Source organism: Halorubrum sp. DM2 (assembly GCF_901686465.1).
Classification (GTDB): Archaea; Halobacteriota; Halobacteria; order Halobacteriales; family Haloferacaceae; genus Halorubrum.
This window is the reverse complement of record NZ_LR594487.1, coordinates 969,592-996,563: the sequence shown is the minus strand read 5'-3', so window position 1 is coordinate 996,563 and position 26,972 is coordinate 969,592. Positions and strand designations below refer to the sequence as shown.

Genomic DNA, 26,972 nt, shown 5'->3' with positions numbered 1-26,972 from the left:
CACAAATTTATCATTTTAATATACAAATATAACAATATTTATTCCAATATGAAATGATATTATTTTAAATTGTTTCTGTTCATATCATCAAATGCGTTATTTATCACTTTAGTAGTTGGACTATTAAGATACGGTTCTATCGCCTGAAACGAGTCCCACCCGCCTACGGCCATAACGACACGAGGGTTCATTTGCTCGTCGACGAGAAGCCGCTGCGCGAACCGGCGTCGGAGGTCATGACTCGACACGTGGAGAAAGTCGTCATCGCCGGTCGTCTCAACCGCACGCTCGGCCGTGCGTTTGACCGCTGCCCGGACACCGGTCACCGAAAGGTCAACGATCGGCTCGTCGCGACCGATCTCCTCGCTAGTCACGTACCGGTGGATGTCGCCCTCGACGTCACTCGGAAGGTAGGCGTCACGAGGCTTTCCACCCCCGCCGGTCGTGTCTTTCCCCTCAGGTACGCGCAGTCGGAAGTGGTCACCGTCAGGAGTCCGTTTCACGTGACGTGGACATACCTGCGGGATCTCGAACGCGCGGAGTCCCACATACCCGCCGAGTTGGATAATCAGGTCGTCGCGGTGACCGCCAGCCACCCGGCGGAGTTCGCCGAGCTCATCGTCGCGGAGCCACACTTTGTACTGGTCTGATTTCCCGGTCGCTTCGAGGCGCATGGGAAGTTCTCTAACAAGGTCATACATAAGACGGCAGAACCCACCCGCGGATCGGCGTGATTGAGGCGATATGCGGGGGTTGAGTGACGACTTCTATAACAAGTCGATAGAGTTCAACAGTGGACGAGAGGTCTCATCAATTCGAAGGTAGATTGAGGGAGAGATGTATCGGTAAGTGGACTTTTACCGGTTGTAGTATACCACTTTTTTAATGAGCGATCCATCCTCGACTGAAGAGTATGTAATTGATATCGAGTATACCGACGCAGGAATGAGGTTGATAATGGACATGGATGAATGGGCAGAAAAAGTGAGTGAAGATTTTGGAACATTTGAATCTATCAATGACTTCTATCGGAAACCAATCGGTGATTTGATTGATGACTTTGAGCAAGGGATGAAAGAGGTTGATTCCGATGATACCAGCGACGAGCCAGGGATTCTGATAAGAAACATTCCGAAAGAATGGCAGGAGGATCAATCCGAGTTGGCTGAAATACTAGGTCTAATCCATCAGCAACTTGTTCGACTTGGTCTTGGTGATTTAATATATGATGAGCTTGAGGCAGAAGAAGATTTTCTTGAAAACGACCTATACAAACCACTTCTCATCCGTCAAAGTGCTTTTTATGAGGATTTCCTGAAGATGCGTTCGCTCCTGAGGTTACAGGAGGAGAAGGGGGACACACTCTCTACCAGAGAGTTTGAGATCGTGGATAGGATGGGCCACCGCGATCGAATTCGATTCGCACATTTGTTCGGAATCCTTGACGAAGAGGAGCATGGAGTTCTCCAGCAGATGGCCTCTTTCAGGAATGATTTGGCACATAGTGCTTGGCCAGAATTCAGTTCACAGGAAGAAGCTCAAATCAAGAGTATTGCGGAGCAAGTGAACGAAATGCTGAGTGAGGAACTAGCGGATGGAGATCTCAACTCCGGTTTAGATCACGATGAAATTGTTAGTCCCGATTCCGGGATCGGCTTCGAACAGCTGGGCACTAAACTACAGCTTCTTCAACTCAGTATTGCTGATATCGTGCGCGAGCAAGGAGGCACAACCACAGTGGAGTATATCAAGAACGGACTCGTAAACCCGAATGAGAATATTGAGCAGCGTATTTTACGTATGAAGCATATCGGTTACATTCAACTGGAGGATGACACAGTTCAGTTGACAGAGCAAGGCGAGCAACTGTTAGAGGATTATTGGTACTGAGGAAAGTCCTCACCAATCGGGTCATTCGGAACCATCCGGAAGGCCTGACCGTCGGCTTATATCCCCGCGCCGTGACCGACCGAAACGTGATACGCGACGGAACGGTGTTCGACGACGACCACCTCCCCACTTCGATTGTCGGCCGGAACAGCCACATGAACGAAGTGACGGACGCGCTGGCACCGATTCAGGACGGCTTCCGCGCCGAGAACTGTTTTCTCTTCGGCCCCTCCGGCGTCGGGAAGACAACTGTCGCCCGCGCCGCTGTTCGCGAGCTCCGGCAGGAAGTCCTCGACGTCCCGCACGCCTACGTGAACTGCTGGCAGGACTACACACGGAACGCAGTCCTCGAACAGATCGCTCGAGACCTGGTAGGCGCTGCCCTCCCGCGGACAGCCTCGACCGGCCGGCTCGTCGACCTGATCACGGACAACCTCCACGGGCCGGGCGTCGTCATCCTCGACGAGGTCGACCAGCTGCGCGAGACGAAGGTACTCTACGACCTCCACGAGATCCGCGGGCTCTCGTGGATCGGCATCGCGAACCGCGAGGTCGATCTCTTCGCCGACCTCGACGATCGAATCACCTCCCGGATCAGTGTCGGCTATCGGGTCCACTTCGACTCCTACGGCGAGGATACGATCGCGGAAATCCTCGATCGACGCGCTCGCGAGGGACTCGGCCCGGGAGCCGTGAACGAAGACGTCGTCTCGCAGATAGCGCGCCTCTCCGAAGGGGACGCACGCCGGGCGATCGCGGCGCTTCGGGTCGGCGCGCGGATGGCGAGCCGCGAGGGACTGTCGGCGATCCCGTCTCGGCTCGTAGAGGACGCGGTCACCGACGCCAAGTGCGAGGTCCGACAGAAGACGATATCGAAGCTGAACACTCACCAGCACGCGCTGTACGAGGTCCTCGCCGAGGAGGACGGGCTCATCCAGAAGGAGCTGTACGCCCGATACGAGGAGGTACACGACGACCCGGTGACGCTCCGGTATCTCCGAGAGAATCACCTCCCGAAGTTGGAACACTACAACCTCGTCGACATCGAGCGACACCGCGGGACGAAGCGGTACCATCTCGTCGACGTCGACCATCCGGAACAGCATCCCGAACACGTCTAACTCCGACACGTCCCGCGATTTGTGGGTGTTCGGAACCGATCGGAACCCTGCGGGTCAGGCTAAACCACGGCCGACGACCAGCGCCCGGTATGGCTTCGAGACAGCCGGCCCACGGCGGTAGCGCACAGTCGAAAGAGATCCACGTCGACCTCGTCGCGGAGGGGATTCGCGAGTACAGAGGTCCCCATCACGCGCTCGCGGTCGTCAGCGTCGACGCGAACTCCTCGCTTCGGATCGAGATCTCGGCCGCGAGCGAACTCGACTGGCAGCTCGACGCGCGGATCGCCGGCGGGTCGGTCGAGGTCGGCCGGGTCTTCTGCGAGGGCGACAGCGTCCAGGACGTCGACGTGCCGGACTGGGTCGAGCGCGTCGCCGGCGTCGTCGGCGAGCGGCTCGACGGGGGTTCGTAATGGCGGACGCCGTCTTCCCCTATCCCGGCGGGAAGAGTCGCTTCGCGTCGTGGATCCTCGACCACGTTCCGGAGCACACCTGCTTCGTGGAAGTGTTCGGTGGCGGGGCCGGCGTCCTCGCGAACAAGGACCCGGACACGAGCACAGTCGAGGTGTACAACGACCGCGACGGCGACCTCGTCCAGTTCTTCGAGGTCCTCCGCGATCGGTGCGACGAGCTGGTCGAGTGGCTCGACCGGACGCCGTACTCGCGGGAGCTCCACGACGAGTGGGCGCACAAGTTCTTCAACGGCTACCGGCCGAGCGACCCGATCGAGCGCGCCGGCCAGTTCTTCTACCTCCGGTACACGCAGTGGGGCGGAAAGTACGACGGCCCGGCCGGGTTCGGGACCTCGAAGGTCAGCAGTCGGGCGCTGTCGTACGCGAACAAGGTCGACCGGCTCGACGAGTTCGCCGACCGATTCGGAGATGTCGTCGTCGAGAACCTCGACTGGGCCGACGTCTTCGAGAAGTACGACAGCGAGGACACCGTGTTCTACTGCGACCCGCCGTACGTCGGGTACGAGGACTACTACCTTGTGAACACGATCGATCACGCGGCGCTCGTCGACGGGCTCGCGGGATTGGAGGGCGACTGGATCTGCTCGTACGAGGATCTGCCGGAAGGGTTCGAAGAGGTGTACGTGGTCGATCGCGACGAGAAGCGGTTCATCAACAGCGGAAAGCGTGGAGAAGCGAAGGACGCGAAAGAGCGGTTGGTGATGAACTTCGAGCCGGAGGGTGTGTGAAGATAGTGAAACTTACTTGGAAATAGAGGTCTGAATCTCATAAGACCCTAAGCACAATTTGTTCAGATTATACAGTATATAATACCTGTGTCAATAGGAAACTGATGTAGAAGCAGTATTCACTTAACGAAATATGATTAATCAAAATCGGTGTCTTGTGGAACTTTATCACTATCTAATTGTATCAGTGCAGACTTTCGGAGCCCTCTCACACGGTCCAGTTGCCATTTCATATATCGATATTCAGATGACGGAAATTCCGCACCGTTTGTTTCAAATTCTCTAATAGAAGAGACCATGTCGTTTAGAATAATTGCATTACTGTAATAATTGACGACCGCTGTACGTTCTTTTTCATCAAGGAATCCGAGTTCAATTGACTGACCTTCATATAACGAGGTGGAGACTGCCGAGCTATATGGCATGTTCTTCTTTTCACTTTCCACATCCTCATTTTCATCTTCCTCATCAGTTGCTCCCTCTCCATCACGTTCGTAGTCTAGATAAGAGCCGATATGTTGAAGCCGTTCTGCTGATTCTATTTCTGTTCGAATTGCTGATCTAAGAGCTTCTTTTTTATCCGCCTGTTTCTGAGAATATACGGTATAGCTACCAACTACGGCGAGTAAGGCAGGAACAAATAGGGAAAAGAACTGGAGAAGAAGCTCGACTGCTGTTGGTCCTTGAGGCATGTGAAAAGTTCATGAGCCTATGAAGGTAATTGTTGGTAGTGTATCAGAGCATACTCACATATCTAATAGCAAATCCGGTCAAGCCCATTCCAGCTGACTCACCATCTATGCTTCTTCAGTAAATATCTCTAACTCGGCTCTATCGTACCCGTACTTTGCCATCACCTGCTCAATTCTCCGAACGCAATCGTTCGCAGAAAAGCTGGTTTCGAGGTACAGCCCGGTGTCCGGTATTTTTCGAGGTCTGATGAACTCCGATTGCTGGCCTTCCTTGGCAAAGTAGGTCCGCTTACGGCCCCTAATCTCCAAGACCCGTTCGTGGTCCTCGACGTCCCGAAGTATCTCCGTCACTGCCGTGGCGAGGGTATCCGACCAGGTATCAACATCGTAGGTCTCACCGAAGATCTTGAGAACGGAGGGTGTTGTGCCGGTGTAGTCGTCGGCCTTACTTGATCTGCGTGAGGTCGACTCGTCGGCAAGGTCTTGTCGACTGGCGTTCTGGAGGAGCTTGTTCATCGTCTCCGCGAAGTCCTGGTACGCGCCTTGGAGGAACACGAACTTCTCGCTCTGTTTGTCGTACGCGTAGCGCTCGGCGACGTCGTGGACGCCGCGCTCGGCCGTCGAGAGAGTCTTGTCGGGATTCGGGCGCCACATGTCGAGCAGTTCGATATCCCTATTGCCCCGACTGTACTGGCTGAGGGTGTTGTCGATGTTCGTGGACTTGCCGATCTTGATGTCCATGATCTTCAGGCCCGAGTACTCCAGATGAGAAATCCGAATCGCGTAGACCACTTCGTTCACAGACAGGTCTTGCGTGACTGGTCTCTTGAGGTTTTCCCGACACACGTTGGAAGGCCTCAGCGGTATAATCTACGTCGACCGCGGCGAGCAACTGTGTCTCCGGTTGCTTCGGCAGCGACTCTAAGACGGGTGCGCGTTCCTGCTGTCGGACGCGGAGCGCGGGCTCGATGGCGAATTCTGGGAGCCGCAGGAGGAGTTAGCGTTCCGGCGATTCGCCGGGTCGCTGGTAGGGCATATTAAGGGGTATCTGGAGTTTCAGGAGACAACGCAGAGTAGCTTAGATATTGACAGATAGCCCGATCAGGAGCCGATACCGAGTGAGAGGTTGGATACCCGAGCCGCGAGATATCCGAATCCGCCGATGACGCCGAGAACGAGAGACGCGGCCGGCCAGATGAGGCGGTTCGGGCGGAACGGTGCTTTCTGATTGTGAAGTGAAATCGCGTCGAGACCGACCACAACAGGGAGCGCCAGCCACGTTCCGAAGGCGACGAATCCACCAAGCAGAAAGAGCGAGTCACCACCAGCGAACATCAGCCCTGCCCCGAGGATCCATCCGGCGGAGACCACCAGAATCGCAGCTGGATAGATCCCGGAATCGACCTCATCCGCGGGAATCGAGTCGGTATACCCCGAGCTCGGGTCCGGCACGGTACCGTCGTCATCCATCTCCTCCGGGTCCCACTTCCGCAGAGTTTTCGAGACGTGTGAGTCTGAACAACCGACCGCATCGGCGATTTCTGCGTTCGACCAGTCCGGATTTTCGGCGGCCTTGTGGAGGATCGCCTGCTGGGTCGGTGTCAGTTTCTTTCGTTCAGCACTCATGGTGACACCTCGGATTGCCACTCAACATAGGGGACGCGGTCTTGTGATGTGAGAGATCTCGCGCACAACACATGTATTCCATACAGACACTTGCCCGAGAGCTATCTGTATTAAGCTATCCTTTCGACGGATAGAGTGAACGGAAAACGAGGGTGTACCGATCAGCCACGGAGCACTGTTCGACAGGGTGGCGTGGCTGGGGGGCAACTGGATCTGCTCGCACCAGTACCTGCCCGTTGGGTTGTGAACAGGTCCGTATCAGGATTCGGTAAACCACACAATAGTCAACCAGCAACCTCAAGCAACTGCTCAATATCAACAATATGAAGCCACATTTCGGAGGAGTACTCTGATTGGATCGAGTCGTTAATTCGTTCTATGAGTGGCCGGCTTCCTAGATCGGACAGCGAATCAGGGAGTTCTCCACCATCCGTCATTAGGTAATCCCCTAGACCGTCTTCGTCAGCGAAGTCGCCAGTATCAGAGGTGGCAAAGGCATTGCCAAATTCCTTAGCGTGCCAATCAGCAGCGTGACAAAGGATTCTACGGTCATTTCCGTTATCAATATCCATCTGTAACTGCTTCTCGAGAGAGATACGGAACTCAAGATCGCGGACAGTAACGAGTGCATCCTTTCCGTCGAATAAGAGCTCAACACCCCGCTGGTACGTTCTTTTCCGCTGATTGAGACGGCGGAGTGCTTCTGCCTCAGAACAATTCCGCAACAACTTATCTCGGTACTGTCTCAACGAACCTCGATCGTTGGGTGTCAGAAAATCCAGTGAGTGGAACGAGAATTTCGATAGTTGGTTTTCAGCAGCAAATTCTTCACACTCTTTGATCGCTTCAGCGCGGCGTTCAGCAACCTTTCGATACTCTCGTTCACCAGCGGCACTCGTTATTTTATTGATTTCAGGATACTCATCGAAGAGGGTTTTGGCTTCTTGGACTGTATCTTTCGTGTAGTCATACAATACAGACGTGTCAAGAAAGACTTCCTCAGTCTCCACTGGCGGGATTTTTTCTTTATTCATTGTCATCACCTGTAGTCGATTCAGTCGTCAGGTTTCGGATGGCAGCGTCATCAACCTGAGCCATGAACTGTTCAGCTGGGCCAGCACCTAATTCAGCAGTATTGTACTCACTCATCGCGGGAAGGAGGCCTTGTTGATGTAGGTTAGTCCGAAGCGACTCAATTTGACTGGGGCATTCCTCCGCAAACTTGGCAATACGCTTCCGAGAGTCTTTCCGCCAAGACGCTGCCCGCGGCCCGACGACTGTTGCGTGAGAAATATATCTTGCAATCCATTCCCATAGCTTCCCATCAAGGAACTCATCAACCTGTTTGATCACTCGATAATGTCGGGTGCGAATATTGACTGAATCCAACTTGGTCAGTGCGAGAAGGAGATCTTCAACCAGGTCTGTAAACTTCAAAACAGGGTCAATGAGGCTATCCGGAACAATGGAACTTTGTCGGATTGCCAGACGAAGCTTGACAGCTGCTTGTCCGGCATCACGAGCATACGATTTAGGCGTCCAGTCGACATCAAGATCGGTATCGCCCGTTAACAACTTTGCGCGGTTTTCGTCGATGTGCTGTGCTGTCTGGTACGCATCCGTGAGAGTCTGTCGGAGAGCAAGATTCGCGAGGTACAGATCTTGTACTTCAGGGGGCGCATTATCAATGTAATATGGCTCGAGGAACTCAAGATCCGACTTGTTAACCCAGTGTTCTTCGTCAAGCGGTGGCGACAGATCTGTGTCGAGGAAAAACTCGGTGAATTTTGCGGACTGGTGATCAGCGATCGGGTGCTGTGCCGGTGGAACACCGGTTCCCTCTTCAGGGACTAAGAGTTCTCCAGAAGGTTCGAATTCCGTTTTGAGCTTAGCTTCCCAATCTTCAGATGACGAAGAGTTCGCTTCTGTTAGCGTACGCGCTTCTTGCGATTTCTCCCTAGTGGTTAAGTTCGTTTGAAATGTACTCGCCGTCTGTACGCAGCCGTACTTGTACCAACTCCGCGTAATCGGCGAGCGTTGCCCTTCTTCTGTTAAAATCGGACCAATATAGTGGTTGAGAGCAAGGTCAACGTACTTCTGTTTCTGGATTTTGGTTCCGTAAGTCCAGTTTAGATTATGTCCTTCGACCGCATCACGGAGCCCGTCTCGGATCCTTGCGAGGATATCATCCTCACTGAGATTGGTGGTCATTGGATGTCACCTCTGAATGCCGTACCGAGACGACTATCTGATACCATGTTTAGTATAGACCGATATACATCTTGTTGTTTTCTGAGAGAATTCATCGCGTAACCTTCTCAGCAATTCGACCAAATACTCTGCGACCAAGGTCTTCTGGGATAGACGCAGCTTCGTGGGCTAGGACAAGCGGGATGATCCCATCGGTGTACTGAACAGTCCGAAGCCGCTCGAGTAGACTAATGGCCCGTGCGAGCTCTTCATAAGCATCGGGATCTTGTACAATCGTTGCGTCTCCTTGCTTCTCACCTAAGGGCCCCTCCTCGTACCGGCGTGGAATCAAAAACGGGAGGCAATGGCCAGTTCCGTTTCCTTTTGCCGATTTATACAAGAAATTCTTGCCGTAGTACGTTTTGATGGCATATTCGGCAGTTCGGTCGCCAGCGATGACGTGCTCATAGATATCTTCATTTGAGAGAGGCAGTACGGTCGGGCCATCTAGATAGTCGCGAACCTCCTGTGCGTAAGCCGCGAAGTCGCCCGTTTTGTGGATCCCCATGTAGACGAGTGGCTGGCGACCGTTATCTCGGAGATATCGTTGAAACTGAGACAGCTTATTATGAATTGGTTCGTGGATCCAAGCCGCGGTATCGAACTGTGCGAGCGGGCCATCCTTGATGAAGGCGGTCGTCTCAAGTTCCGCAGGGTTGTCGTACCAGACGTTATCAGCTGCCCCGAGAAGAACCATATGCTCAATCAATCCCATCAGTACATTCAGTGCGGCTTCATTTGATTGCGATCCAGTCACACGTTCGTGGACGCGTAGTGGATCAGTCGGATATATTGTGGTCCCACAGACTGGGCAATAGTCTGGACTGGTTGAGTTAACGAACTGGGGTCCATGGTTACAGTCTTGGGCAGGACACTGCTCGATTCGAATCCGATTGTTGTGAAACCGACCAGCACGCTCGAGAAGATTGAAGTAGATATCGAACAGTGTTTGATCGAAAACCGACTTCTCCTGGAAGTTATGAAACGTCATCTTTCGCCAACTCTCGTGGACTGTTGGTGCTTCATAGCGTGTGTTGGTACTTGGAAGCGCCATTCGAACGTGATGTTCTGTCCCGAGGCCATCTACCTTCGAGGGGGTAACATACGCCTTGCGCGCCTCCTCGTTGAGCGTCCCAATGTCGAGGTTGATCAGGGCGATATCAATCACCCCGATCCGCTTGTTGAATCGGGGATCGCCAACAGGGATTTCAACACGAGAACCATCAAGCCCGTAGACACTCTCGAAGGACGGACCGAGATCATCAGATCCTGAGAGTTCACGAGCAGGCACTGAATCGAAGTCGTTCGCTTCTTCAGGAGATGGAGGATCGTACTCGAAGTTGCCGAGGTCCTCAATGAGCGTCTCGTCCTTGATACTCTCGACGTGCCCGATACTGTTGGGTACCTGTGACGGATACGGCACAATCAATCCTCCTGAGTGGGGGGATCAACTATATACTCGTCGTCTTTCCAGACACCGAATTCGGTGTTGTTCGATACCCAATCAGCATTGAAGAGGGAAACTGAAATTGGAATGATGTACTCCCCACGGTATGTCTTTGCTCGAGCGTAACCCACATCCTCAACATTTCGAATGGATTCAGCGAAGTCCTCAAAGTTGTAGTAGCGGCCGAGTTCTCTCGTTTCTTTCTTACTATTGATGTGGGTGACGATCCAGTTTGCTGTGTTCGCCCGGACTCTAGAATCGACACTGCTGACTTCCTGGGTCGCATACGTCATTCCGATATCGAATTTGGCACCTTCCTTTGCGAGCGTGACAAAGGGGTTCATGTCGTCATCATCTCTGTATTCCTCGAAGTGCTGGTGGGCCTCCTCCAAGTAGACCTGAATCTTAGGGAGCTCCTCATCGCGATCGATATCACGGAACCGGTTCATAGATTCCTTGAGTACTCTGGAGACGATTCGCTCTGTCTCTGAGGTAACGACTTGGTCAAGCCCATTTGAGATGTCAACTATCACCATCTCACCATTTTCAAGCTCTTCATAGATCTCCGTGGGAACGTTCACGTCCCGAGCTGAACTGTGGTAATCAGCGAGTCCATTGAGCTTGTTGTACCCTGTTCGGCTTCCAGAGGTTTGGAGCATTTTCAGGATTTTCTGTAGTTCCTCACCGATCCAGTCTCCATCATCAGCTACACTATTGATTTCCTCCTTATTTCTCGCGACAGTTTCCCAAAAGTCGACGAGAGTGTTATTTCTGCCATCCTTCTTCAGCTCAATACTCCCAAATTTTGTGGGGATGTCATAATCCAGCTTCTGATTGACCGCTGTCTGTACGTTACTGTCGATTGATATATATTCTCTGAAGGATTCCGGAAGGTCGCCGATAGCTTTGGATATCACCGCAAAGAAGGCGGTTTGCCGTCTTTTTGCACGTTTCTTACGTCCTCCTTCCATATCGTCAATCTCCTCATCAGTGGGAATATCGGCCATCGCAAAATTGTCTGCATATTGCGCAGAATCATCAACCAACTCTTGATTTACATAATCCCGGACAATATTCAGGTTACTGGTGGTCAGAAGATTCGTACGGAGAGGCCGGAATTTCTCGTCAGCATCTGCAGCAAACTTATACACGCTTGAAATAGATCCAGTTTCATCATGTAATTCTCCTAATGCGGCCTCATCTTGATCGTTAACATATGCGTACTCGCCACTCGGATCAAAGATTAACTGGCCGATATCTGAATCGGTCTCTTCGATCGCCCCAGCAATAATCTTCATCGTGTTCGATTTCCCTTTCCGAGTCATCCCGAACACGGCCGTCTTAGCACCGATGAACTCATCAACATCAAAATACATCCCGACGTCGCCTTGATCACCCCAGATGTCCGTCGTCGTGTACCGCACATTGCCCAACTTCACGGGATTGTTATTGACAGTGGTGGGATAGCTTGCTATCCACTGGAGCGCGTCTCCATCAGGCTTGTACACGACGTAATGGCCAGCCGAGAAGAATGTCTGTACGTCACTAGTGAAGGTGAGCGCCTCTTCTCCATCGTCGTTCTCCTGCTGGTGAAAGGTCCCGAGAATCTTCGTTTGTACGCCGGAGTACTGCATCTCACGACGGGTGAGCACGTCAACGAAATCCTCCGGCGAAGGCGTTCCGCTCTCGTCACCAGTGATCGCCTCTCGCATCGCATCGAACCGGTTCGTTCGAAGACGTCCTTGCTCGGGGATGTCCGCAGGCTCTGTCACTCGCAGGAGGAGTGCGTGTGTGGACTCCGTCTCTGAAGGCTCCGGTTTACTGAACTCGGTCGGCTCTTCCGGCAGACGGTTCGTATTGTGAACGTCCTCTTCTGAGACGATCTCCTCGCCCTCTAGTAACGGGCGAGCAATTAGTAACGTATGCTTCGGAAGGCCACCGGCATCCTGAGTCCATTTATCGTTCGTCAATATATCGCATGTTTCGTACCCAGTTGAGAACACACCCCCGACGTGGTCGGCATCTTCTAGCAATTTATCGATAGACATCTCTGTCTGGGGGGGAAGGTCAACTCCGTCACCAGAGTTCATTAGTTTCGAGAAAACAGTCTGCCTACTAAATACTTCTTACTGAGTAATAGAAAAGGGTCCAGTAGGAATTATCCTTGGCCGAATCTTTCAGGTCCAAGGTAGTTCAACTTCTCCGGGAGATGGCAAGGGTTCCTCGTGGGGGGACAAGATGAGACAGCGATCCAGCTTACTCATAGCCTTCTCTTCCTTCGCGTCACTGCTGTATTCGTACTTGAGTTGGTTTGCCATCGCGTAGTTACGGGTGTCAAGATCGTACTCATCATTCAGAATCTGTCGAGGAATCAGATCCGTACAGTCCCTAGCCACTTTGGCGAACATTTTGGCGGTGTTAATGTACTCTACGTGGTTGGCCATCCGCTTCCGAACGTCGCCAACGACGATGACGGCGTATCCATTATCGGAAATCACCCGTTCAATCTCTCTAAGAGTGTCCTCAACGAAATCTTTGTACCTCGACTCACTCTCTGTGATAGTCAGCTCATCTCGTTCGGATTCGCGATCAGCATCCAACCACCACAGTCGAAGCCAATTGTTCCACGAATAATCAAGCACACGCATGTATGGAGGCGATGTCAGCAATAGATCAACACTATCGTCAGGGAACGGCACATTGCCCGAGTCAGCTTGCTCAATTCGTGCTAACGCATCATCAGGAAATGAATCAAGCTCTTCGCTGACAAGTTCTTGTTTCGACGTCGCGGACTCCCAAATGTGTTTTTCAGGAGTTTCGAGATTGTGTTCTTTTTTGTAATCTTTGACGTAATCAACAGAGCCAGAGAATGTGTCGCGAGTCGAAAGCGAGAGGAACATTTCTGAGGGCCCGTGTAACACACCGGCTATAATAGCTTTCAGGTATGTCGCCTCACGGGAATTGTCTCCTCGAAGAACCTCTCGGACAGCAAGAAGCTGCTTGAGTGTGTAGTCTGAGAAGAACGTTTTCGGGTCCTCATCATCAAGGAGTTGTATTGGGCCATCAATCTCTGAAGCCGCCTTTAGCACGTCGAGAAGGTACTTTTCAAATTCAGCAGTCTCCATTGGATGGCACTTAGCTTGTGAGAGAACCGTCGCGTACTCGAAGGCGTCACTTCCCCAGCCAACACGACCTTGGAGGACAGCCTCGAGTGGAGTTGTTCCGCCGCCAGCGAAAGGATCATAAACGGTGTCCCGCGGCTCCGAGAACCGTTCAATGAAGTAATGTGCTAACGACGGAGGGAAACCACCGATGTACGGCGCTATCGTGTGGAGGGGATTTCCCCATCCTCGGGGCGCGCTCCGCCATGAGGTCGGTAGATCTGAGACATTTCGAGATGGAACGTAGATACCGGCTTCCCACGTGTAGGGCCACTCGTCGTCGTGGCGATCGACAGCGCCAACATTTTTCAATTGTGTCAAGCGACGCCACGCTGTCGTTTTTGAACAGTCAACTTCCTCAGCCACTTCTTGAGTAGTGAGAAAGTCATCACCACTTCTGAGAGCATCCATGAATGCCTCGTTGTCGTACTGTAGGTTCCCATGATTGTCTGGCGTCGTTCGTTGTAGACTCATGATCGGCCGAAGGCGTCCATATTGTTGCTGATACTTCTCTGGACCAAAGAAAAAAACGTTCCTCTTGCTGGGCAGAAACACTCTTTCTGGTCCGACATAATTGAGTATCCGGCCGAAATTCTCGCGGAGAACCCCAACTTATCGACGATCCCTCGGTCAGAGAGTTCGGATAGCTGATTCGTGACCTGCTGTCGAGAACGAGCAATGTGTTCTCCGATCACCGCAGGCGTATTTCGCATCATACGTCGGCGTCTTCCAAGTCGTCGGCATCAATCTCCCCAGCGAGGTAGGCTCGACCGAGATTAGTCGTCTCATAGTAGCCATCGCTGTCTTTCTGTAAAAGTCCCTTCTCAGCTAGCTTTGGCAATCGCCCGCGGACAGTCGAATACCCGACATCGTGACCGTGTCGGTTCAGGTTTCGGTATAGCGGCTTTGGAGCGAGCTCTAGATCGTGGTCATTGAGGAATTCCAAGATGACCAGATCAGTCATCGTCATCCACTCCGGAGTCGGCCGCATTTGCCCGACATCGGGCAAGGCCGTTGTTAGTTTTGTAGGGTGTGATCCTTTTGTATCTTATATGGGCCATAAGTTAGCTCATATAGGCTAATCTTTAATACCCCCGAACCCACACCCTATGCTCACGGACCCACTCGGCCGTCGTCGACGACGCGCCGTGCCTGAAAAGGACGCGGGCCGCGCTGCTGGAACAGCCGGCCCGTGTGGGGTTCCGTGCCTCAGCACGAAACCCATGTACGCCGACACCACGCGGGGGCTTGAAACTCCCGTCCGAGACGCGGCACCGACTCTGACTGACGAGTACCCGGAAGCGCTCGCGACGCTGGTTCGCGCCGACCGCGCGAGCCACGACGTCGCGCAGACGACGCTCCACGAGTTCCGCGGCGAAGTCGATCTGTACCCCGACCGATGAGCCACGGGCTGACCGCCCCATCCCGAACACCATCCGGAACGAGCGAAACCCGGACACGGGAGCGGGGACGCGACCCACCGGAACCGTTCGGAACCGGCCGGGGCAGGCTAAACCGGGCGTCGGAGCGAGTCCGACGTATGCCGACGCACGACGCCGCGACGAGTACCGCGCGACGACCGACCGACGCGACTGACGACACCATCATGAGCGACGCATCCACGCGGCCGACGGACGAGGCGCACGACGACGTGACCACCTGGTACGACCTCCTCGGGTTCCAGCGCGACCTCCTCCTAGTCGCCGCCGAGGTCGAGGGCGACGAGCTCCCGAAGGGCCTCGCGCTGAAACGCCGGCTCGAAGCTCGGTACTCCGACCCGATCAACCACGGTCGCCTGTACACCAACCTGAGCGACCTCGAAGACGAGGGCTTGATCGAGTCGGAGGAGATCGACGGGCGCACCAACGCCTACCGAGTCACCGACCGCGCCCGCGAGCTGCTCGCCGAGCGCCGGGACGCGATCGACGACGCCCTCGCGGGAGGTGAGGACGCGTGAATCTCGACTGGCCGACCGGCTGGGATCGGACACCGCCCACTGACCGGACGAAGAACCGGAGCTTCGAGGCGACGCTCGGCGCGACGACGAAGGCCCTCGCGACCGAGCTCGACCGGATGGACGTCGACGGCTGGCGGGCGTCCATCGCGAACGCACACACGAAGTCGAACGGCCTCCCGCTCGCGAACGCGAACCCGGACGACCCGGGCTTCGTCCTCCGCTGGCGCGAAGACGACCAGGAGTACGCCGTAGCCTGCGACTCCTCCCCCCGACTCCGCGACAACGTCCGAACGGTATACAAGTGGATCCACGAGACCCGGATGCGGGGGAACCGCCCCGTCCGAACCGGGGACTCGGAGTTCGCCGCGGCCCGTCTCCCTCCGGGAGACGACGACGAGGACGCGGTCGTCGCCGGATCTGCCACGAGCAAGCCAGCCCACGAGGTCCTCGGGGTGGACGCGTACGCCTCCGAGGCCGAGGTGATCGGGGCCTACCACGAGCGCGTCAAGGAGGCGCACCCGGACCACGGCGGGTCGGAGGCGGAGCTGCTGCGCGTCCGCGACGCGAAAGAGGAGATGCTCGGAGGTGACCGATGAGTCCGACCGTCGAGGTCGAAGTCCGCCGGAACCGCCACGGCTCCGTGCTCGCGTACGCCGACCGCGACCGCGCGGCGCGCCTTCTCGACGACCACCGGGGCGTGATCCAGTCGCTCTACGACCTCGTCGATCGCCGGCACGGGGCGGACGGCGATGTCGTCGCCCGGCTCTCAGTCCGCGAGGACGCCCGCGTCGTCGAGGACCTCGACCTCCGGGATCGGTTCCGACGCGACCTCGACGCCGACCGCGCGATCTCACTCGTCGAGGACCTCCGGTACCACGCCGGCGAACACGAGCTCGTCACCGACGGCGGCGCTGATCGAGACGGTGGCGGTGAAGACGAGAACGGGGCAGATTGTCACGCCGACGAGGGGGAGGAGGGCATGGAGTTGCCTCTGACATGGTGTACTACGTACACCATATTGGATCAAGTGCCAGATCCGGAAAAATACTCCGGGAAATTCGGCCGGATCCTCGGCTATAATCATCGCAGTAGCACCGAAACTGACCTCGCTCGCGTCGCCGAGCCCCTCAAACTCCGGAACGCGCTCCTCGTCCAGTTGGTTCGGGACCGGCGGCGGGACGCGGCGCGAAACAATCTGAACCCGGACCGCAATGCCCTGTCGGACCGCGCGACGGCGACCGACGTCGTCGACGTCTACGGCGACCTCTACGGGGGCGACGTCACCGGATGGCCGTTCGATGCGGTGAGCGAGCGGACGGACGACATGGGGGACCAACTGTGAGCGAGGACCTCGACCCCATCACGCCGAGCGCGGCGCTCGACTACTACCTCGACGACCGTCGCGGCGAGCTCGCCGGCGCGACCCTCCGCGACCACGAGTACCGGATCGGGACGTTCGTCGACTGGCTGGAGGACCGGAAGAACGTCCGGAACATGAACGAGGTCGACGTCCGGATGGTCCACGAGTGGCGCGTCTGGAAGCGCGAGGACAACGGCGACCACGACCCCTGTAACATGATGACGATGCAGGGGCAGGTCTCGACCGTCAAGCAGTTCCTCTACCGGGTGGCCGACATCCGCGGCGTCCCGCAGACCCTCCCGGACCGCATCCGGGTGCCGTCGCCCTCGAAGGACCAGCAGTCGAACGACACGATCCTCTCTTCGGAGCGCACGAGGGCAATCCTCGACTACCTCTCGAAGTACGAGTACGCGAGCCGCCACCACGTCACGCTGCTGCTGATGTGGCGCGTCCCGGCGCGTCGCGGCGGGGTCCGTGCCCTCGACCTCGGCGACTGGGACTCAGAGGACCGCGCGCTTGAGTTCCGGCACCGCCCGCCGTTCACGCCGCTGAAGAACGGCGAAACGAGCGAGCGCGACGTCATCCTGAAGCCGCCGGTCGCGGAGGTCGTCGACGACTACGTGAACGGCCCACGGCTGGACAAGGTCGACCGGGTCGGCCGGAACCCGCTCGTGACGACGAATCAGGGCCGGCCGGGCGTCTCGACACTCCAGTCGTGGATCTACCGGGTGACGCGTCCCTGTGTGATCGACGAGGGATGCCCGCACGGCCGCGAGATAGACGATTGCGAGGCGACCGAGGGGAAGCTAGCCAGCAAGTGTCCGTCGTCGCGTGCGCCCCACCACGTCCGCACAGGGAGTGTCACGGCGCACCGGAACGCGGGCACGCCTCGCCCGGTGATCAGCGATCGCGGTGACGCCTCGGAGGACGTACTGGAGAAGCACTACGACAAGGCCGGTAACCGGGAGCGAGCCCGCCGCCGGCAGGAGCACATTCCGGAGGACATCTGATGTACGACAATACTCAAGTGACGGCAGAATCGGTAGACGGAACGGCCAAGCCCGTGTTGGCCCACCTACAACGCGCACGGTCTTTGGCCGTGTGGGATTGGTGGGCTGGGACTCCCCAGCCACCCAATTTCGGTCTTCTACTACCGGAGAGTTGATACTGCGTCGCCGTTCAGATTGCCTCGGTGTAAGACACGCGAACCGGTCCATGCCACGTCGTTTCGGCATAATTGAACAAATACTACCAAAGCAATTTACACCCAGTTCGCCGTCACCCGCGGTATGGATCCCTTCGACAACGGGGGTAGCTGTACGAACGGGCACTACTTCGCGTCGCCGAAGCAGGCCGGCGACGGGACCTATTATTGCCCCAAGTGCAACGTCAAGAGCGTCTCGCCGGGCACGGACGGGATTCAGGACGGCGGGCGCTGCCGGAAGGGCCACCACTTCGTCGAGCCGACACAGTTGGGCGGCGGCGCGTTCGCCTGCCCGGCCTGCGAGTCGACCGACATCGAACCGGCGGCGGACGCGTTCGACGACGGCGGCGGCTGCGAGAACGGCCACGAGTTCCGCGTCGCCGACCGAACCGACGCGGGCGTGTACCGCTGTCGGGAGTGCGGCACGCTCGACGTCGAGCCGAACTAACCGCCGAGGGGCGGGCGGCGACCCCGGCCCCCACTACGTTTAACCGGTCCGGGCGAGTCCGTTCGATCGTACATGAAGAAACTGATCAACGATCCGGACGACGTGGTCGACGAGATGCTCGACGGGATGACCGCGGCGCATCCCGACCGACTGCGCCGACTCCCGGACACCCAAGTACTGGTCCGCGACGACGGCCCGGTGGAGGGGAAGGTGGGGATCGTCACCGGCGGGGGGAGCGGTCACGAGCCGACCCACGCGGGGTACATCGGCGACGGGATGCTCGACGGGGCGGCCGCGGGCGACGTGTTCTCCTCGCCGACCGCCGACGAGTTCGAGGAACTGATCGGGGCCTGCGACGCGGGCGACGGCGTCCTCGCGGTGATCAAAAACTACGAGGGCGACGTGATGAACTTCGAGACCGCCATCGAACTCGCGGAGATGGAGGGCGTCGAGGTCGCAAGCGTCGTGGTGGACGACGACGTGGCCGTCGAGGACTCGCTGTACACCTCCGGCCGCCGGGGCGTCTGCGGGACGATCCTCGTCCACAAGGCCGCGGGCGCGAAGGCCGCGCAGGGGGCCGACCTCGACGAGGTCACACGCGTCGCCGAGAAGGTGGTCGACAACGTCGGCACGATGGGCACCGCGCTCACCTCCTGTGTCACCCCGGAGAAGGGCGAGCCGACCTTCGATCTGGGCGACGACGAGATCGAACTCGGCATCGGTATCCACGGCGAGCCGGGCACGGAGCGCACCGAGACGATGCCCGCCGACGCGATCACCGAGGAGTTGACCGACGCGGTCCTCGACGACCTCGACCTCGACGAGGGCCAAGAGGTGCTCACGATCGTCAACGGGATGGGCGGGACGCCGCAGATGGAGCTGTTCGTGGTCAACCGGCGGCTTCAGGAGCTGCTCGACGAGCGCGGTCTGGAGACCTACGACGCGTGGGTCGGCGACTACATGACCTCGCTGGACATGGCGGGCGCGTCGATCACGGTGTGCGCGGTCGACGACGAACTGAAGGAGCTGTTCGACGCGCCGGCGGACACACCGGCGCTGACGACGAGATGACCGACGACGGGGCAGCGGTCGTCGAGGCGGTCGAGGCGGTCGCGGAGCGCATCGAAGCGGAGCGCGACCACCTGACGCAGTTGGACTCCGCCATCGGCGACGCGGACCACGGCGGGAACATGGCGCGCGGCTGGGCCGAGGCGGCCGACGCCGCGCGCGACCTCGACGATCCGGACGCGGAGACCGTCGCGAGGACGGTCGGCAAGACGCTGATGGCCGAGGTCGGCGGGGCCTCGGGGCCGCTGTTCGGCGGGTCGCTCGTGTTCGCGGCGGGCGAGCTCGGCGGCGGGATCACCCCCGAGACCACGGTGGCGTTCGCGGAGACGTACCTCGAGAAGGTCGAGGACAGGGGCGACGCGCGCGTCGGCGACCAGACGATGGTGGACGCGCTGACGCCCGCGGTCCACACGTTCAAGAAGTCGATCGAGGTCGACGACCTCGATCCGATCGAGGCGCTCGCGAAGGCGGTCGACGCCGCCGAGCGCGGGGTCGCGTTCACCGTCCCGATCCGGGCGCGGAAGGGGCGGGCCTCCTACCTCGGCTGGCGGTCGGTCGGCCATCAGGACCCGGGGGCGACGAGTACGCTGATCATCCTCGAAGAGCTGCTCGCGGTCGCCGCTGAGCGGCTCGACGTCGACGTGCCGGAGACCGACGCCGGCTCGCCGACGATCCCGGACGACGACCCCGACGACGTCGACCCGGAGGACGACTGATGGTCGGGATCGTCGTCGTCTCCCACAGCGAGCGGGCCGCCGAGGGGATCGCGGAGATCGCCGCCGAGATGGCCGGCGACACCCGCATCGAACCGGTCGGCGGCGACGGGAAGGGCGGGATCGGCACTGTCCCAGACGCGATCGAAGCGGCGATCGACGCCGCAGCCGGGATAGACGCGGAAGACGGGAGCGACGCCGGCGACGAGAACGGGGGAGATCCCGACGGCTCTGACCCGGTCGTCGTCCTCGTCGACCTCGGCAGCGCGGTGATGAACGCGGACATCGCCGTCGAACTGAGCGACGCGGAGGCCGTGATCGCGGACGCGCCCGTCCTCGAAGGCGCGGTCAACGCGGCGGTCGCGGCCACCGACCCCTCGGCCACGGTCGAGTCCGTCCGCGAGCAGGCGGAGGCGGCCCGCGACATCGAGAAGCTGTAGGCCGGAATCGACGTTTTTCGTCTCAGTCTACACCGCCCGGTCGTCGAGTCCCAGCACGTCCAGCACCTCGCGGCGCGTCTCGCAGGCGAGCGCGTCGGACGCGAGCGACGCCGCGGCGTCGGCGTCGGTCTCGCGGACCCGCCGTTTCACGTCCGGGACCGTCACCGCGCTCATGCTGAGTTCGTCGAAGCCGAGCCCGACGAGCAGCTCCGTCAGCGCCGGGTCCCCGGCCATCTCGCCGCATATCCCCACCCACGGGTCGGTCTCTTCAACGGCCGCAGCCGAGGTCGCGGCCGCGAGCGCGCGCAACACCGCCGGGTGGAGCGGGTCGTGGTACTCCGCGACGGCGTCGTTCCCGCGGTCGGCCGCCATCACGTACTGCGCGAGGTCGTTGGTCCCGACGCTCAGGAAGTCGAGCCGCTCGGCCAGGGCGTCCGCGACGAACGCCGCGGCCGGCGTCTCGATCATCGCTCCCAACTCGGGGACCGCGTGGTCGACGCCCTCCTCGGCGAGGTCGGCCGCGATCGACTCGACCGTCGCGATCGCGCGCTCGACCTCCTCGACGCGCGTGACGAGGGGGAACATCACCGCCAGCCCGTCGCCGTGTTCGGTCGCGGCCGCGCGGAGCAGCGCCCGGAGCTGCGTCTCGAAGAGGTCCGCGTGCTCGCCGAGCGACAGCCGGATCCCGCGCCGCCCGAGGAACGGGTTCTCCTCGTCGGGGAGATCGAGGTACGGGACCGGCTTGTCGCCGCCCACGTCGAGGGTCCGCACGACGACGCGGTCGTCGGGGAACGCCGACAGCGCCGCCGTAATCGCCTCGTACTGCTCGTCCTCGGTCGGCGGGGCCTCGCGGTCGATGAAGAGGAACTCGGTCCGGAACAGTCCGATCCCGTCCGCGCCGCGCTCGGCGGCCGGGGCCAGTTCGGTCTCTCCGCCGACGTTGGCCGCGACCTCGACCGGCCGGCCGTCGGTCGTCTCGACGCGGTCGGCGATCACGTCCGGTCCCGACGCCCGCGCCGCGGCGCGGCGTTCCTCGTCGGGGTCGACGACGACCCGCCCGGCGTCGCCGTCGACGAGGACCGTCTCCCCGTCCGCGACCGACTCCAGTTCCGTGCCGACGCCGACGACGGCGGGGATCGCGAGCGACCGCGCGATGATCGCGGCGTGGGAGGTACGTCCCCCTTCGACCGTCGCGATCCCGGCGACTGCGTCGGGATCGAGCGCGGCGGTGTCGCTCGGTGTGAGCCGCTCCGCGAGCAGGATCGTTCCCGCCGGGAGCGCGGCGAGGTCGGCGACGGACCCTCCGTCCCCTTCGACGTCGAGAAGCGCGCGGAGCAGGCGGTCCCGCACGTCGCGGAGGTCGTCCGCGCGCTCGGCCATCCGGCCCTCCATGCCCTCGAACTGCTCGACCGCCTCGTCGAACCGGTCCGCGACGGCGTGGACCGCGGGCGTCCCGTCGCCGATCGCGGCCTCGACGTCCTCGATCATCGTCGGGTCGTCGAGGAAGCTCTCGTGGGCCTCGAACACCGCGGCCTCCTCCTCGCCGACGCGCTCGGCCGTCCGGTCGCGGGCGTCGCGCAGGGCCGACCGGACCGCGTCCCGGGCCGCGTCGTACCGATCCAGTTCCGCGTCGACGTCGACGGAGTCCGGATCGGGGCGCTCCGGGAGCGTCAGGTCGGCGTCCGGTCGGTACCAGCGCGCCGTACCGACGCCGGACCGCGGCGTGCTTCCGACGCCGTCGAGCCTCCTCACGGGGCGTCCTCCGCGTCGCCGTCGGTCGCAGTGCCCTCCCCGGCGTCCTCCTCCACCGGACTCGTGAGCAGGTCGCAGACCGCGTCCAGCGCCGCCCCGGCGTCCGGGCCCTCGGCGACCACGCGGACCGACTCGCCGTGTTCGACGTTCAGCCCGCTCACCGAGAGCATGCTGTCGGCGCGGACGAGTCCGCCGTCGCCGTCGGCGGCGCGTCCGATCGACACGTCGGCGTCGAATCGGTTCGCCGTCTGTACCAGCTTCGAGGCGGGTCGCGCGTGGAGTCCGGCCTCGGGTTCGACCGTCACGGTTCGTTCCATGGCGTGGCGTTGGATCCCGACCGGTAATAGCTGATCGGAGTCGCGGATCGCTCGCGTGGTCGGTACAGCGGAGAGATACGTGATCCGCCGTGCGGTGGCGCGTGCCTCCGAACGGTCGCCCGTGGCGACCGCGAGGAGCACCGCGCGAGGTCGACGGCGGCGAAGCCGCGAGCCGCGAGCGAGCAGGACCGTCTTCCGGTGGTGCGGGGCTGTGCGGGGCGGGATTCGAAGGGGCAGTCGGGAGGGCGAACCCCGGCGACGTAAGCACCGCAGTGAGTGAACGAAGTGAACGAACGAGGAGCGCAACGAGCCGCGGGAGCCCTCCCGGCTGGGGCTTCGGTGGACGTGTCCGAAGCAGCAACTGCGTCGTATCGAGTGGCTGGCGCTTCGACGGTCTCGGCCACAGCGCCGGCTTCGTCGTAGCGAGCGACGCGGGATCGTTGACATCCTCCAATTCAGCCGCCGAAATCGACGCCAACAGCAGCACTAAGGTGACTCCGGCGGAACGGCCGTATCGAATGGAGCTCTCGGAGTCCTCGGCGCGTCCCCGTGCGGCGGGATGACCGACTCGCCGAATCCGGCAATCCGAGCGGCCTTCGAGGCGTTTGTCACCGACCTTCACGACGAGGTCGGCCCGCAGGCGTTCGAAGCGATCCTCACCGGCGAACGATCCCTCGACGATTTTGATCTCGGATGCGAACCGGAGACGTTCACCGAGGAGACGCTCGTGCGCCCGATGCTCGAAGCGGCCGACCTCCGGTTCAGCGATCCGTCGAAGGACTGGGCGGGACCGAGCGTGACGGCTCCGGACTTCCGGATCACGAACACCGACGCGCCGGTTGTCGGTGAAACGAGACCGGTAGGCGAGATAGCCGAGGCGAGCGAGGACATCGAGGGGTCGATCGGCCCGTTCAGAGACGAAGACTACGGCGTCGCCACGGACGGGGTCATCTGGCGGCTACACAGGGCCGAAGCGCGGGGGGACACCACCCGGTTTCCGGTCGTCGCCGCGATAGACACCCGGCAAGCGCTACTGGCCGCGGCCGTCGGCTCGGGGTTCCTCGACGAGGTGGTTCTTCCCGCGGACGTCGACGCGAGCGGGGCGGAGGCCGACGGCGACGCCGTCCGCGACGCGCTGGAGGAGGTTAGGCTGGCGGCGTCCGGCTCCGGAGACGCGGCGGCCGCGCGCGACCGCCTCCCGAGCCCTCGACGCGAGCCGGACTGGACGGCCGCCGGATTCGGCGCGCAGTTCGGGCGCGCGAACCTCGACCGGCGTCTGCGGCAGGCTCGCCGAGAGCGACGGGAGCGGCGGCGACGAAACGTCGAGGAGTTCTACGACCGGTACGTCGAGGTGCTGTTCGGCGAGGGGACGGAACACTCGTTCGAGACGAACCTCCTCGCGTCGGTCTCGCCGCCGGACGAGTCGACCCCGGAGTCCGAACGGCGGCGGTTCGCGCTCGCGCTCGTCAATCGACTGCTCTTCCTCAGAGTCCTCGAAGAGCGGGAAGTCGACGGGATCGAACGCGGCTTTCTGGCCGCCCGAGTCGAGCGGTACGAGGCGTCGGACCCGCCGGGGAGCCTGTATGAGTCCGAGATCCGACCGCTGTTCGCCGACCTGTTGAACACGCCGAAACGGGAGCGACCACCGGACCTCCGAGATCCGGACTCGCGGCGCGATCGGGTCCCGTGTCTCAACGACGGGCTGTTCCGGTCCGCCGTTCCGAACGAGGCGGCGTACGACGTCGAAGACGGAATCTTGAAGCGGATCATCTCGGAGCTTATCGAGGGTATCGCAGAAGGAGGGAGCCCACAGACGACGAACGAGACCCTCGATCCGTCGGTCATCGGCACCGTCTTCGAGAAGGTGATCAACCACCTCGGCGCGAAGCCCGACGTGGGGCTACAGAAGAAGGAACTCGGAGCCATATACACGCCGCCGGACGTCACGGAACGGATAACGGAGCGCACCGTCGAACCGGCGATCGAGGCGGCCGTCGTCGACGCCCTCCTCGATCGGTTCGACGACGCGGACGAGCGGGCGGTCGTTCGGAGCCGCTTGGACCGTCTGAACCTGGGAGGGATACTCGACCACTTCGCGGCGCGGGAGCGACTCGTCCTTCGGCGGGACGAGGGGTCCGTAGAGGTCGCGGTCCCGTTCGACGAACCGAACGTGATCGCGGCGGCACTGAAGCGCGTCACGGACCTCCGGGTTGTCGACCCCGCCTGCGGCTCCGGCCACTTCCTCACGGCGGCCGTGGACCGGTTACACCGCGCACAGATCAAGCTGCTCACCGGCCTCAACGACGGTGACGAGCCGTCCGCAGGGCGACGGTACGAGGCGAAACGGGAACTCGCGCTGACCGGCGTCTTCGGCGTCGACGTTCACGAGGCCGCAACCGAGATCGCCCGCCTCCGCGTGTGGCTCAAAGTAATCGAGGACAACGGGTGGGAAGAGTCGTACGCGCAGCTCCCGAACGTCGACGCGAACGTCGTCCGCGGGAACGCGCTGGTCGGGTTCCCCGTCACCGGCGACACGAGCCGAACCGAGGTCTGGAACGACGACATCGCAGAACTCGAGGAACGGCGACTGGCGTACAAGTTCGACGCCGACGTCGACGCCGACACTCGCGACGAGATCAGCGACCTGTTAGCCGAGGAGATCCGGCCGGAACTCGACGAGAAGTACGTCTCGCTGCTGTCCGAGACGACGCTGGACGAAGACGTCGAGAGCCGCGAGGAGCTCCGTCGGCTCGTCGAGTCGATACCGGACTCCGAGAACGTGTCTCCGAGCGTTCAACACGTTAAGGCGAGACCGGCCGGGGGTGGTGAGTTCTCGGACAGGCAGCAGTCGACCCTCGAAGCCGCCGGCTTCGACGTATTCCACACCGGGACCACGGCGAACTTGGACGTGGGCGAGCGCGAGCGAGTACTCAAAACGCAGTCCGACGAGGCGTCGGAACGACTCGTTCGAGACCTCGAAGCCGTCCTCGAAGAGAGGATAGTCTTCACGCGGGTCGAGCGACAGCCGCTTCCGCTGGATTTACCCGAGATCAAAGGCCGACCGTTCCACTGGATCGCCGAGTTTCCGGAGGCAGTCGCGGAGACCGACTCGGGGTACGCGCTCGATTTCGATGTCGTCCTCGGGAACCCCCCATACGGGGACCTGCTGACCGACGGCGAGAAGCGCCTCCTGACGTCGATGGAGACGGGCGTCGGCTACGAGGAACTTCGGAGGGGCGAGATATCGGGGAACTTCATCGAACGCCAACTCCACCTCCTGTCCCCGGACGGCTTCTTCGGGAACGTCGTGACCGTCGGCGTGCTGTCGAGCAGCGAGCGAGGGGCCGAACACGACCTCATCGTGGGCGGGTTCGAATCCGCCGAGATATCCTCGTTCGCCCGACGCCCGTCACAGGTGTTCGACCGCTCGGGGAGCCGCGTCGAGATCAATCCGACGATCATCACCGGGCGGCCGGCCGGCGCGAGCGACCGGGACGCGGAGCGCTCGGAGGGGTCTCCCGGATCCATCCGGTCGAGCGACTTCCTCAGGTTCACCGACGAGTCGCGCGAGGCGACGATCGAGTCACACGATCTGAGCCCGGCGGCCGACTTGGTCCTCCGCGATCGGATCGGAGGCGATCCGGGGAGCGAGTTCGACGTGTTTCCGAAGGTGGGCGGCGAGACGAAACGCGGCGTCCTCGAAGCGCTCTCCGACGCGCCGAGGACGCTCGGCGACTGGGAGGTCGACGAGTCGCCGCACCGCGTCCGTCACCGCCGCTCGTTCAACTACTGGCTGGTGGCGACCAGGGGCGGCGACGACCTGAACAACATGAAAGAGTACTGCTTCCCGACCGAGACGGCGCGCGACTTCGCGTATCTGGCGGCGAACAGCTCGCTGCTGTACGGCTACCACATGACCTACGGGAACATGCAGGACTTCGGGAAGGGTCGGTTCCGGCGGTTCCCGGTCCCGGCGCGGTCAGCGGTCGCCCCTTGGCGGCCGCTGATTCGGCACTACGCCGACCTCCTCGAAGCGGGACTGAGCCGGCACGTCGAGTCGAGCGGAGACATCGACTATCGGGGAGAACGCGGCGTGAAAGCAGTCGTCGACGAGGTCGAGTTCCTTCTCGGCTCGATATACGGACTGAGTCCAGAACAGGTCCGGTACCTCCAGACGTACGACAGCGAGTTCGCCCGGCACGGTCCGGACGAGTACGAGCCAGTACCGGACGCGGTTGCGGAGGCCGGAGGGAACGATCCGGTTCCGACAGTCGGGTTCGATCCCGAGACGGAGCGCGACGGCGACGGGACCGCGCCGTTTTAGCCGG

Annotated in this window: 26 protein-coding genes; 14 read left to right on the top strand and 12 right to left on the bottom strand. The window is 60.3% G+C overall.

The window, feature by feature from the left end; translation table 11 throughout:
- Nucleotides 1–59: 59 nt before the first annotated feature.
- A complete protein-coding gene (locus tag QOL69_RS05120) occupies nt 60–674 on the bottom strand; it encodes a site-specific integrase (protein WP_283402282.1) in 615 nt (204 codons plus the stop codon).
- 211 nt (nt 675–885) lie between these two features.
- Here QOL69_RS05120 and QOL69_RS05115 point away from each other — a divergent pair, with 211 nt between their 5' ends.
- The 4 genes from QOL69_RS05115 (at nt 886) to QOL69_RS05100 (ending at nt 4,209) form a co-directional block, all read left to right on the top strand.
- Nucleotides 886–1,890 (top strand): hypothetical protein, encoded by a 1,005-nt coding sequence (locus QOL69_RS05115; protein ID WP_283402281.1) that lies wholly within the window; start codon nt 886–888, stop codon nt 1,888–1,890.
- 86 nt (nt 1,891–1,976) lie between these two features.
- Nucleotides 1,977–3,011 (top strand): Cdc6/Cdc18 family protein, encoded by a 1,035-nt coding sequence (locus QOL69_RS05110; RefSeq protein ID WP_283402280.1) that lies wholly within the window; start codon nt 1,977–1,979, stop codon nt 3,009–3,011.
- Nucleotides 3,012–3,100: 89 nt separating this feature from the next.
- Entirely contained in the window at nt 3,101–3,421 is a 321-nt protein-coding gene (locus QOL69_RS05105; protein ID WP_283402279.1) for a hypothetical protein, read from the top strand.
- On the top strand, nt 3,421–4,209 hold the full coding sequence (locus QOL69_RS05100) for a DNA adenine methylase (RefSeq protein WP_283402278.1): 789 nt from the start codon (nt 3,421–3,423) through the stop codon (nt 4,207–4,209). The genes QOL69_RS05105 and QOL69_RS05100 overlap by 1 nt, the downstream gene beginning before the upstream one ends.
- Nucleotides 4,210–4,346: 137 nt before the next feature.
- Here the strand turns inward: QOL69_RS05100 and QOL69_RS05095 are convergent, their stop codons facing one another.
- The 9 genes from QOL69_RS05095 to QOL69_RS05055 all read right to left on the bottom strand — a co-directional run bounded on the left by QOL69_RS05095 (nt 4,347) and on the right by QOL69_RS05055 (nt 14,355).
- Nucleotides 4,347–4,901 carry a hypothetical protein gene (locus tag QOL69_RS05095; RefSeq protein ID WP_283402277.1) on the bottom strand — a complete coding sequence of 185 codons (555 nt, stop codon included), beginning with the start codon at nt 4,899–4,901 and terminating at the stop codon, nt 4,347–4,349.
- A 105-nt stretch (nt 4,902–5,006) separates the two neighbouring features.
- The gene (locus QOL69_RS05090) at nt 5,007–5,702 is read right to left on the bottom strand and encodes a hypothetical protein (protein ID WP_283402276.1); all 696 of its coding nucleotides are present in this window, start codon (nt 5,700–5,702) and stop codon (nt 5,007–5,009) included.
- A gap of 300 nt (nt 5,703–6,002) precedes the next feature.
- Nucleotides 6,003–6,527, bottom strand: a complete 525-nt coding sequence (locus QOL69_RS05085) for a helix-turn-helix domain-containing protein (protein ID WP_283402275.1) — start codon at nt 6,525–6,527, stop codon at nt 6,003–6,005.
- Between the two features lie 284 nt (nt 6,528–6,811).
- Nucleotides 6,812–7,561 (bottom strand): DUF8169 family protein, encoded by a 750-nt coding sequence (locus tag QOL69_RS05080; protein ID WP_283402274.1) that lies wholly within the window; start codon nt 7,559–7,561, stop codon nt 6,812–6,814.
- Nucleotides 7,554–8,738 carry a DUF8098 family protein gene (locus QOL69_RS05075; RefSeq protein WP_283402273.1) on the bottom strand — a complete coding sequence of 395 codons (1,185 nt, stop codon included), beginning with the start codon at nt 8,736–8,738 and terminating at the stop codon, nt 7,554–7,556. Before QOL69_RS05075 ends, QOL69_RS05080 begins: the two co-directional genes overlap by 8 nt.
- Nucleotides 8,739–8,829: 91 nt before the next feature.
- Entirely contained in the window at nt 8,830–10,200 is a 1,371-nt protein-coding gene (locus QOL69_RS05070) for a hypothetical protein (protein WP_283402272.1), read from the bottom strand.
- Between the two features lie 2 nt (nt 10,201–10,202).
- Nucleotides 10,203–12,314 (bottom strand): helicase HerA domain-containing protein, encoded by a 2,112-nt coding sequence (locus QOL69_RS05065; RefSeq protein WP_283402271.1) that lies wholly within the window; start codon nt 12,312–12,314, stop codon nt 10,203–10,205.
- Nucleotides 12,315–12,401: 87 nt separating this feature from the next.
- On the bottom strand, nt 12,402–13,859 hold the full coding sequence (locus QOL69_RS05060) for a DNA methyltransferase (protein WP_283402270.1): 1,458 nt from the start codon (nt 13,857–13,859) through the stop codon (nt 12,402–12,404).
- A gap of 238 nt (nt 13,860–14,097) precedes the next feature.
- Complete coding sequence (locus QOL69_RS05055; RefSeq protein ID WP_283402269.1) at nt 14,098–14,355, bottom strand: winged helix-turn-helix domain-containing protein; 258 nt, start codon at nt 14,353–14,355, stop codon at nt 14,098–14,100.
- 253 nt (nt 14,356–14,608) lie between these two features.
- Between QOL69_RS05055 and QOL69_RS05050 the strand changes: the two genes are divergently transcribed.
- The 9 genes from QOL69_RS05050 to QOL69_RS05010 all read left to right on the top strand — a co-directional run bounded on the left by QOL69_RS05050 (nt 14,609) and on the right by QOL69_RS05010 (nt 20,575).
- Complete coding sequence (locus tag QOL69_RS05050) at nt 14,609–14,788, top strand: hypothetical protein (protein ID WP_283402268.1); 180 nt, start codon at nt 14,609–14,611, stop codon at nt 14,786–14,788.
- Nucleotides 14,789–14,925: 137 nt separating this feature from the next.
- Nucleotides 14,926–15,342, top strand: coding sequence for a PadR family transcriptional regulator (locus tag QOL69_RS05045; RefSeq protein WP_283402267.1), 417 nt, complete (start codon nt 14,926–14,928; stop codon nt 15,340–15,342).
- The gene (locus QOL69_RS05040; protein ID WP_283402266.1) at nt 15,339–15,938 is read left to right on the top strand and encodes a J domain-containing protein; all 600 of its coding nucleotides are present in this window, start codon (nt 15,339–15,341) and stop codon (nt 15,936–15,938) included. The genes QOL69_RS05045 and QOL69_RS05040 overlap by 4 nt, the downstream gene beginning before the upstream one ends.
- Nucleotides 15,935–16,684 carry a hypothetical protein gene (locus tag QOL69_RS05035; RefSeq protein ID WP_283402265.1) on the top strand — a complete coding sequence of 250 codons (750 nt, stop codon included), beginning with the start codon at nt 15,935–15,937 and terminating at the stop codon, nt 16,682–16,684. Before QOL69_RS05040 ends, QOL69_RS05035 begins: the two co-directional genes overlap by 4 nt.
- Complete coding sequence (locus QOL69_RS05030; protein WP_283402264.1) at nt 16,681–17,712, top strand: tyrosine-type recombinase/integrase; 1,032 nt, start codon at nt 16,681–16,683, stop codon at nt 17,710–17,712. Before QOL69_RS05035 ends, QOL69_RS05030 begins: the two co-directional genes overlap by 4 nt.
- Before the next feature lie 279 nt (nt 17,713–17,991).
- The gene (locus tag QOL69_RS05025; RefSeq protein ID WP_048076521.1) at nt 17,992–18,354 is read left to right on the top strand and encodes a hypothetical protein; all 363 of its coding nucleotides are present in this window, start codon (nt 17,992–17,994) and stop codon (nt 18,352–18,354) included.
- A gap of 72 nt (nt 18,355–18,426) precedes the next feature.
- The gene (dhaK, locus tag QOL69_RS05020) at nt 18,427–19,425 is read left to right on the top strand and encodes a dihydroxyacetone kinase subunit DhaK (RefSeq protein ID WP_283402263.1); all 999 of its coding nucleotides are present in this window, start codon (nt 18,427–18,429) and stop codon (nt 19,423–19,425) included.
- Nucleotides 19,422–20,138 carry a dihydroxyacetone kinase subunit DhaL gene (gene dhaL, locus QOL69_RS05015; protein WP_283402262.1) on the top strand — a complete coding sequence of 239 codons (717 nt, stop codon included), beginning with the start codon at nt 19,422–19,424 and terminating at the stop codon, nt 20,136–20,138. The genes dhaK and dhaL overlap by 4 nt, the downstream gene beginning before the upstream one ends.
- Nucleotides 20,138–20,575 (top strand): PTS sugar transporter subunit IIA domain-containing protein, encoded by a 438-nt coding sequence (locus tag QOL69_RS05010; RefSeq protein ID WP_283402261.1) that lies wholly within the window; start codon nt 20,138–20,140, stop codon nt 20,573–20,575. The genes dhaL and QOL69_RS05010 overlap by 1 nt, the downstream gene beginning before the upstream one ends.
- Nucleotides 20,576–20,602: 27 nt before the next feature.
- On the opposite strand, the gene ptsP is transcribed toward QOL69_RS05010, so the two are convergent.
- Together ptsP and QOL69_RS05000 are read right to left on the bottom strand one after the other, a co-directional pair.
- Complete coding sequence (ptsP, locus tag QOL69_RS05005; protein ID WP_283402260.1) at nt 20,603–22,327, bottom strand: phosphoenolpyruvate--protein phosphotransferase; 1,725 nt, start codon at nt 22,325–22,327, stop codon at nt 20,603–20,605.
- Entirely contained in the window at nt 22,324–22,644 is a 321-nt protein-coding gene (locus tag QOL69_RS05000; RefSeq protein WP_283402259.1) for an HPr family phosphocarrier protein, read from the bottom strand. Before QOL69_RS05000 ends, ptsP begins: the two co-directional genes overlap by 4 nt.
- Before the next feature lie 559 nt (nt 22,645–23,203).
- Here QOL69_RS05000 and QOL69_RS04995 point away from each other — a divergent pair.
- Entirely contained in the window at nt 23,204–26,968 is a 3,765-nt protein-coding gene (locus QOL69_RS04995) for an Eco57I restriction-modification methylase domain-containing protein (protein WP_283402258.1), read from the top strand.
- Nucleotides 26,969–26,972: the final 4 nt, after the last annotated feature.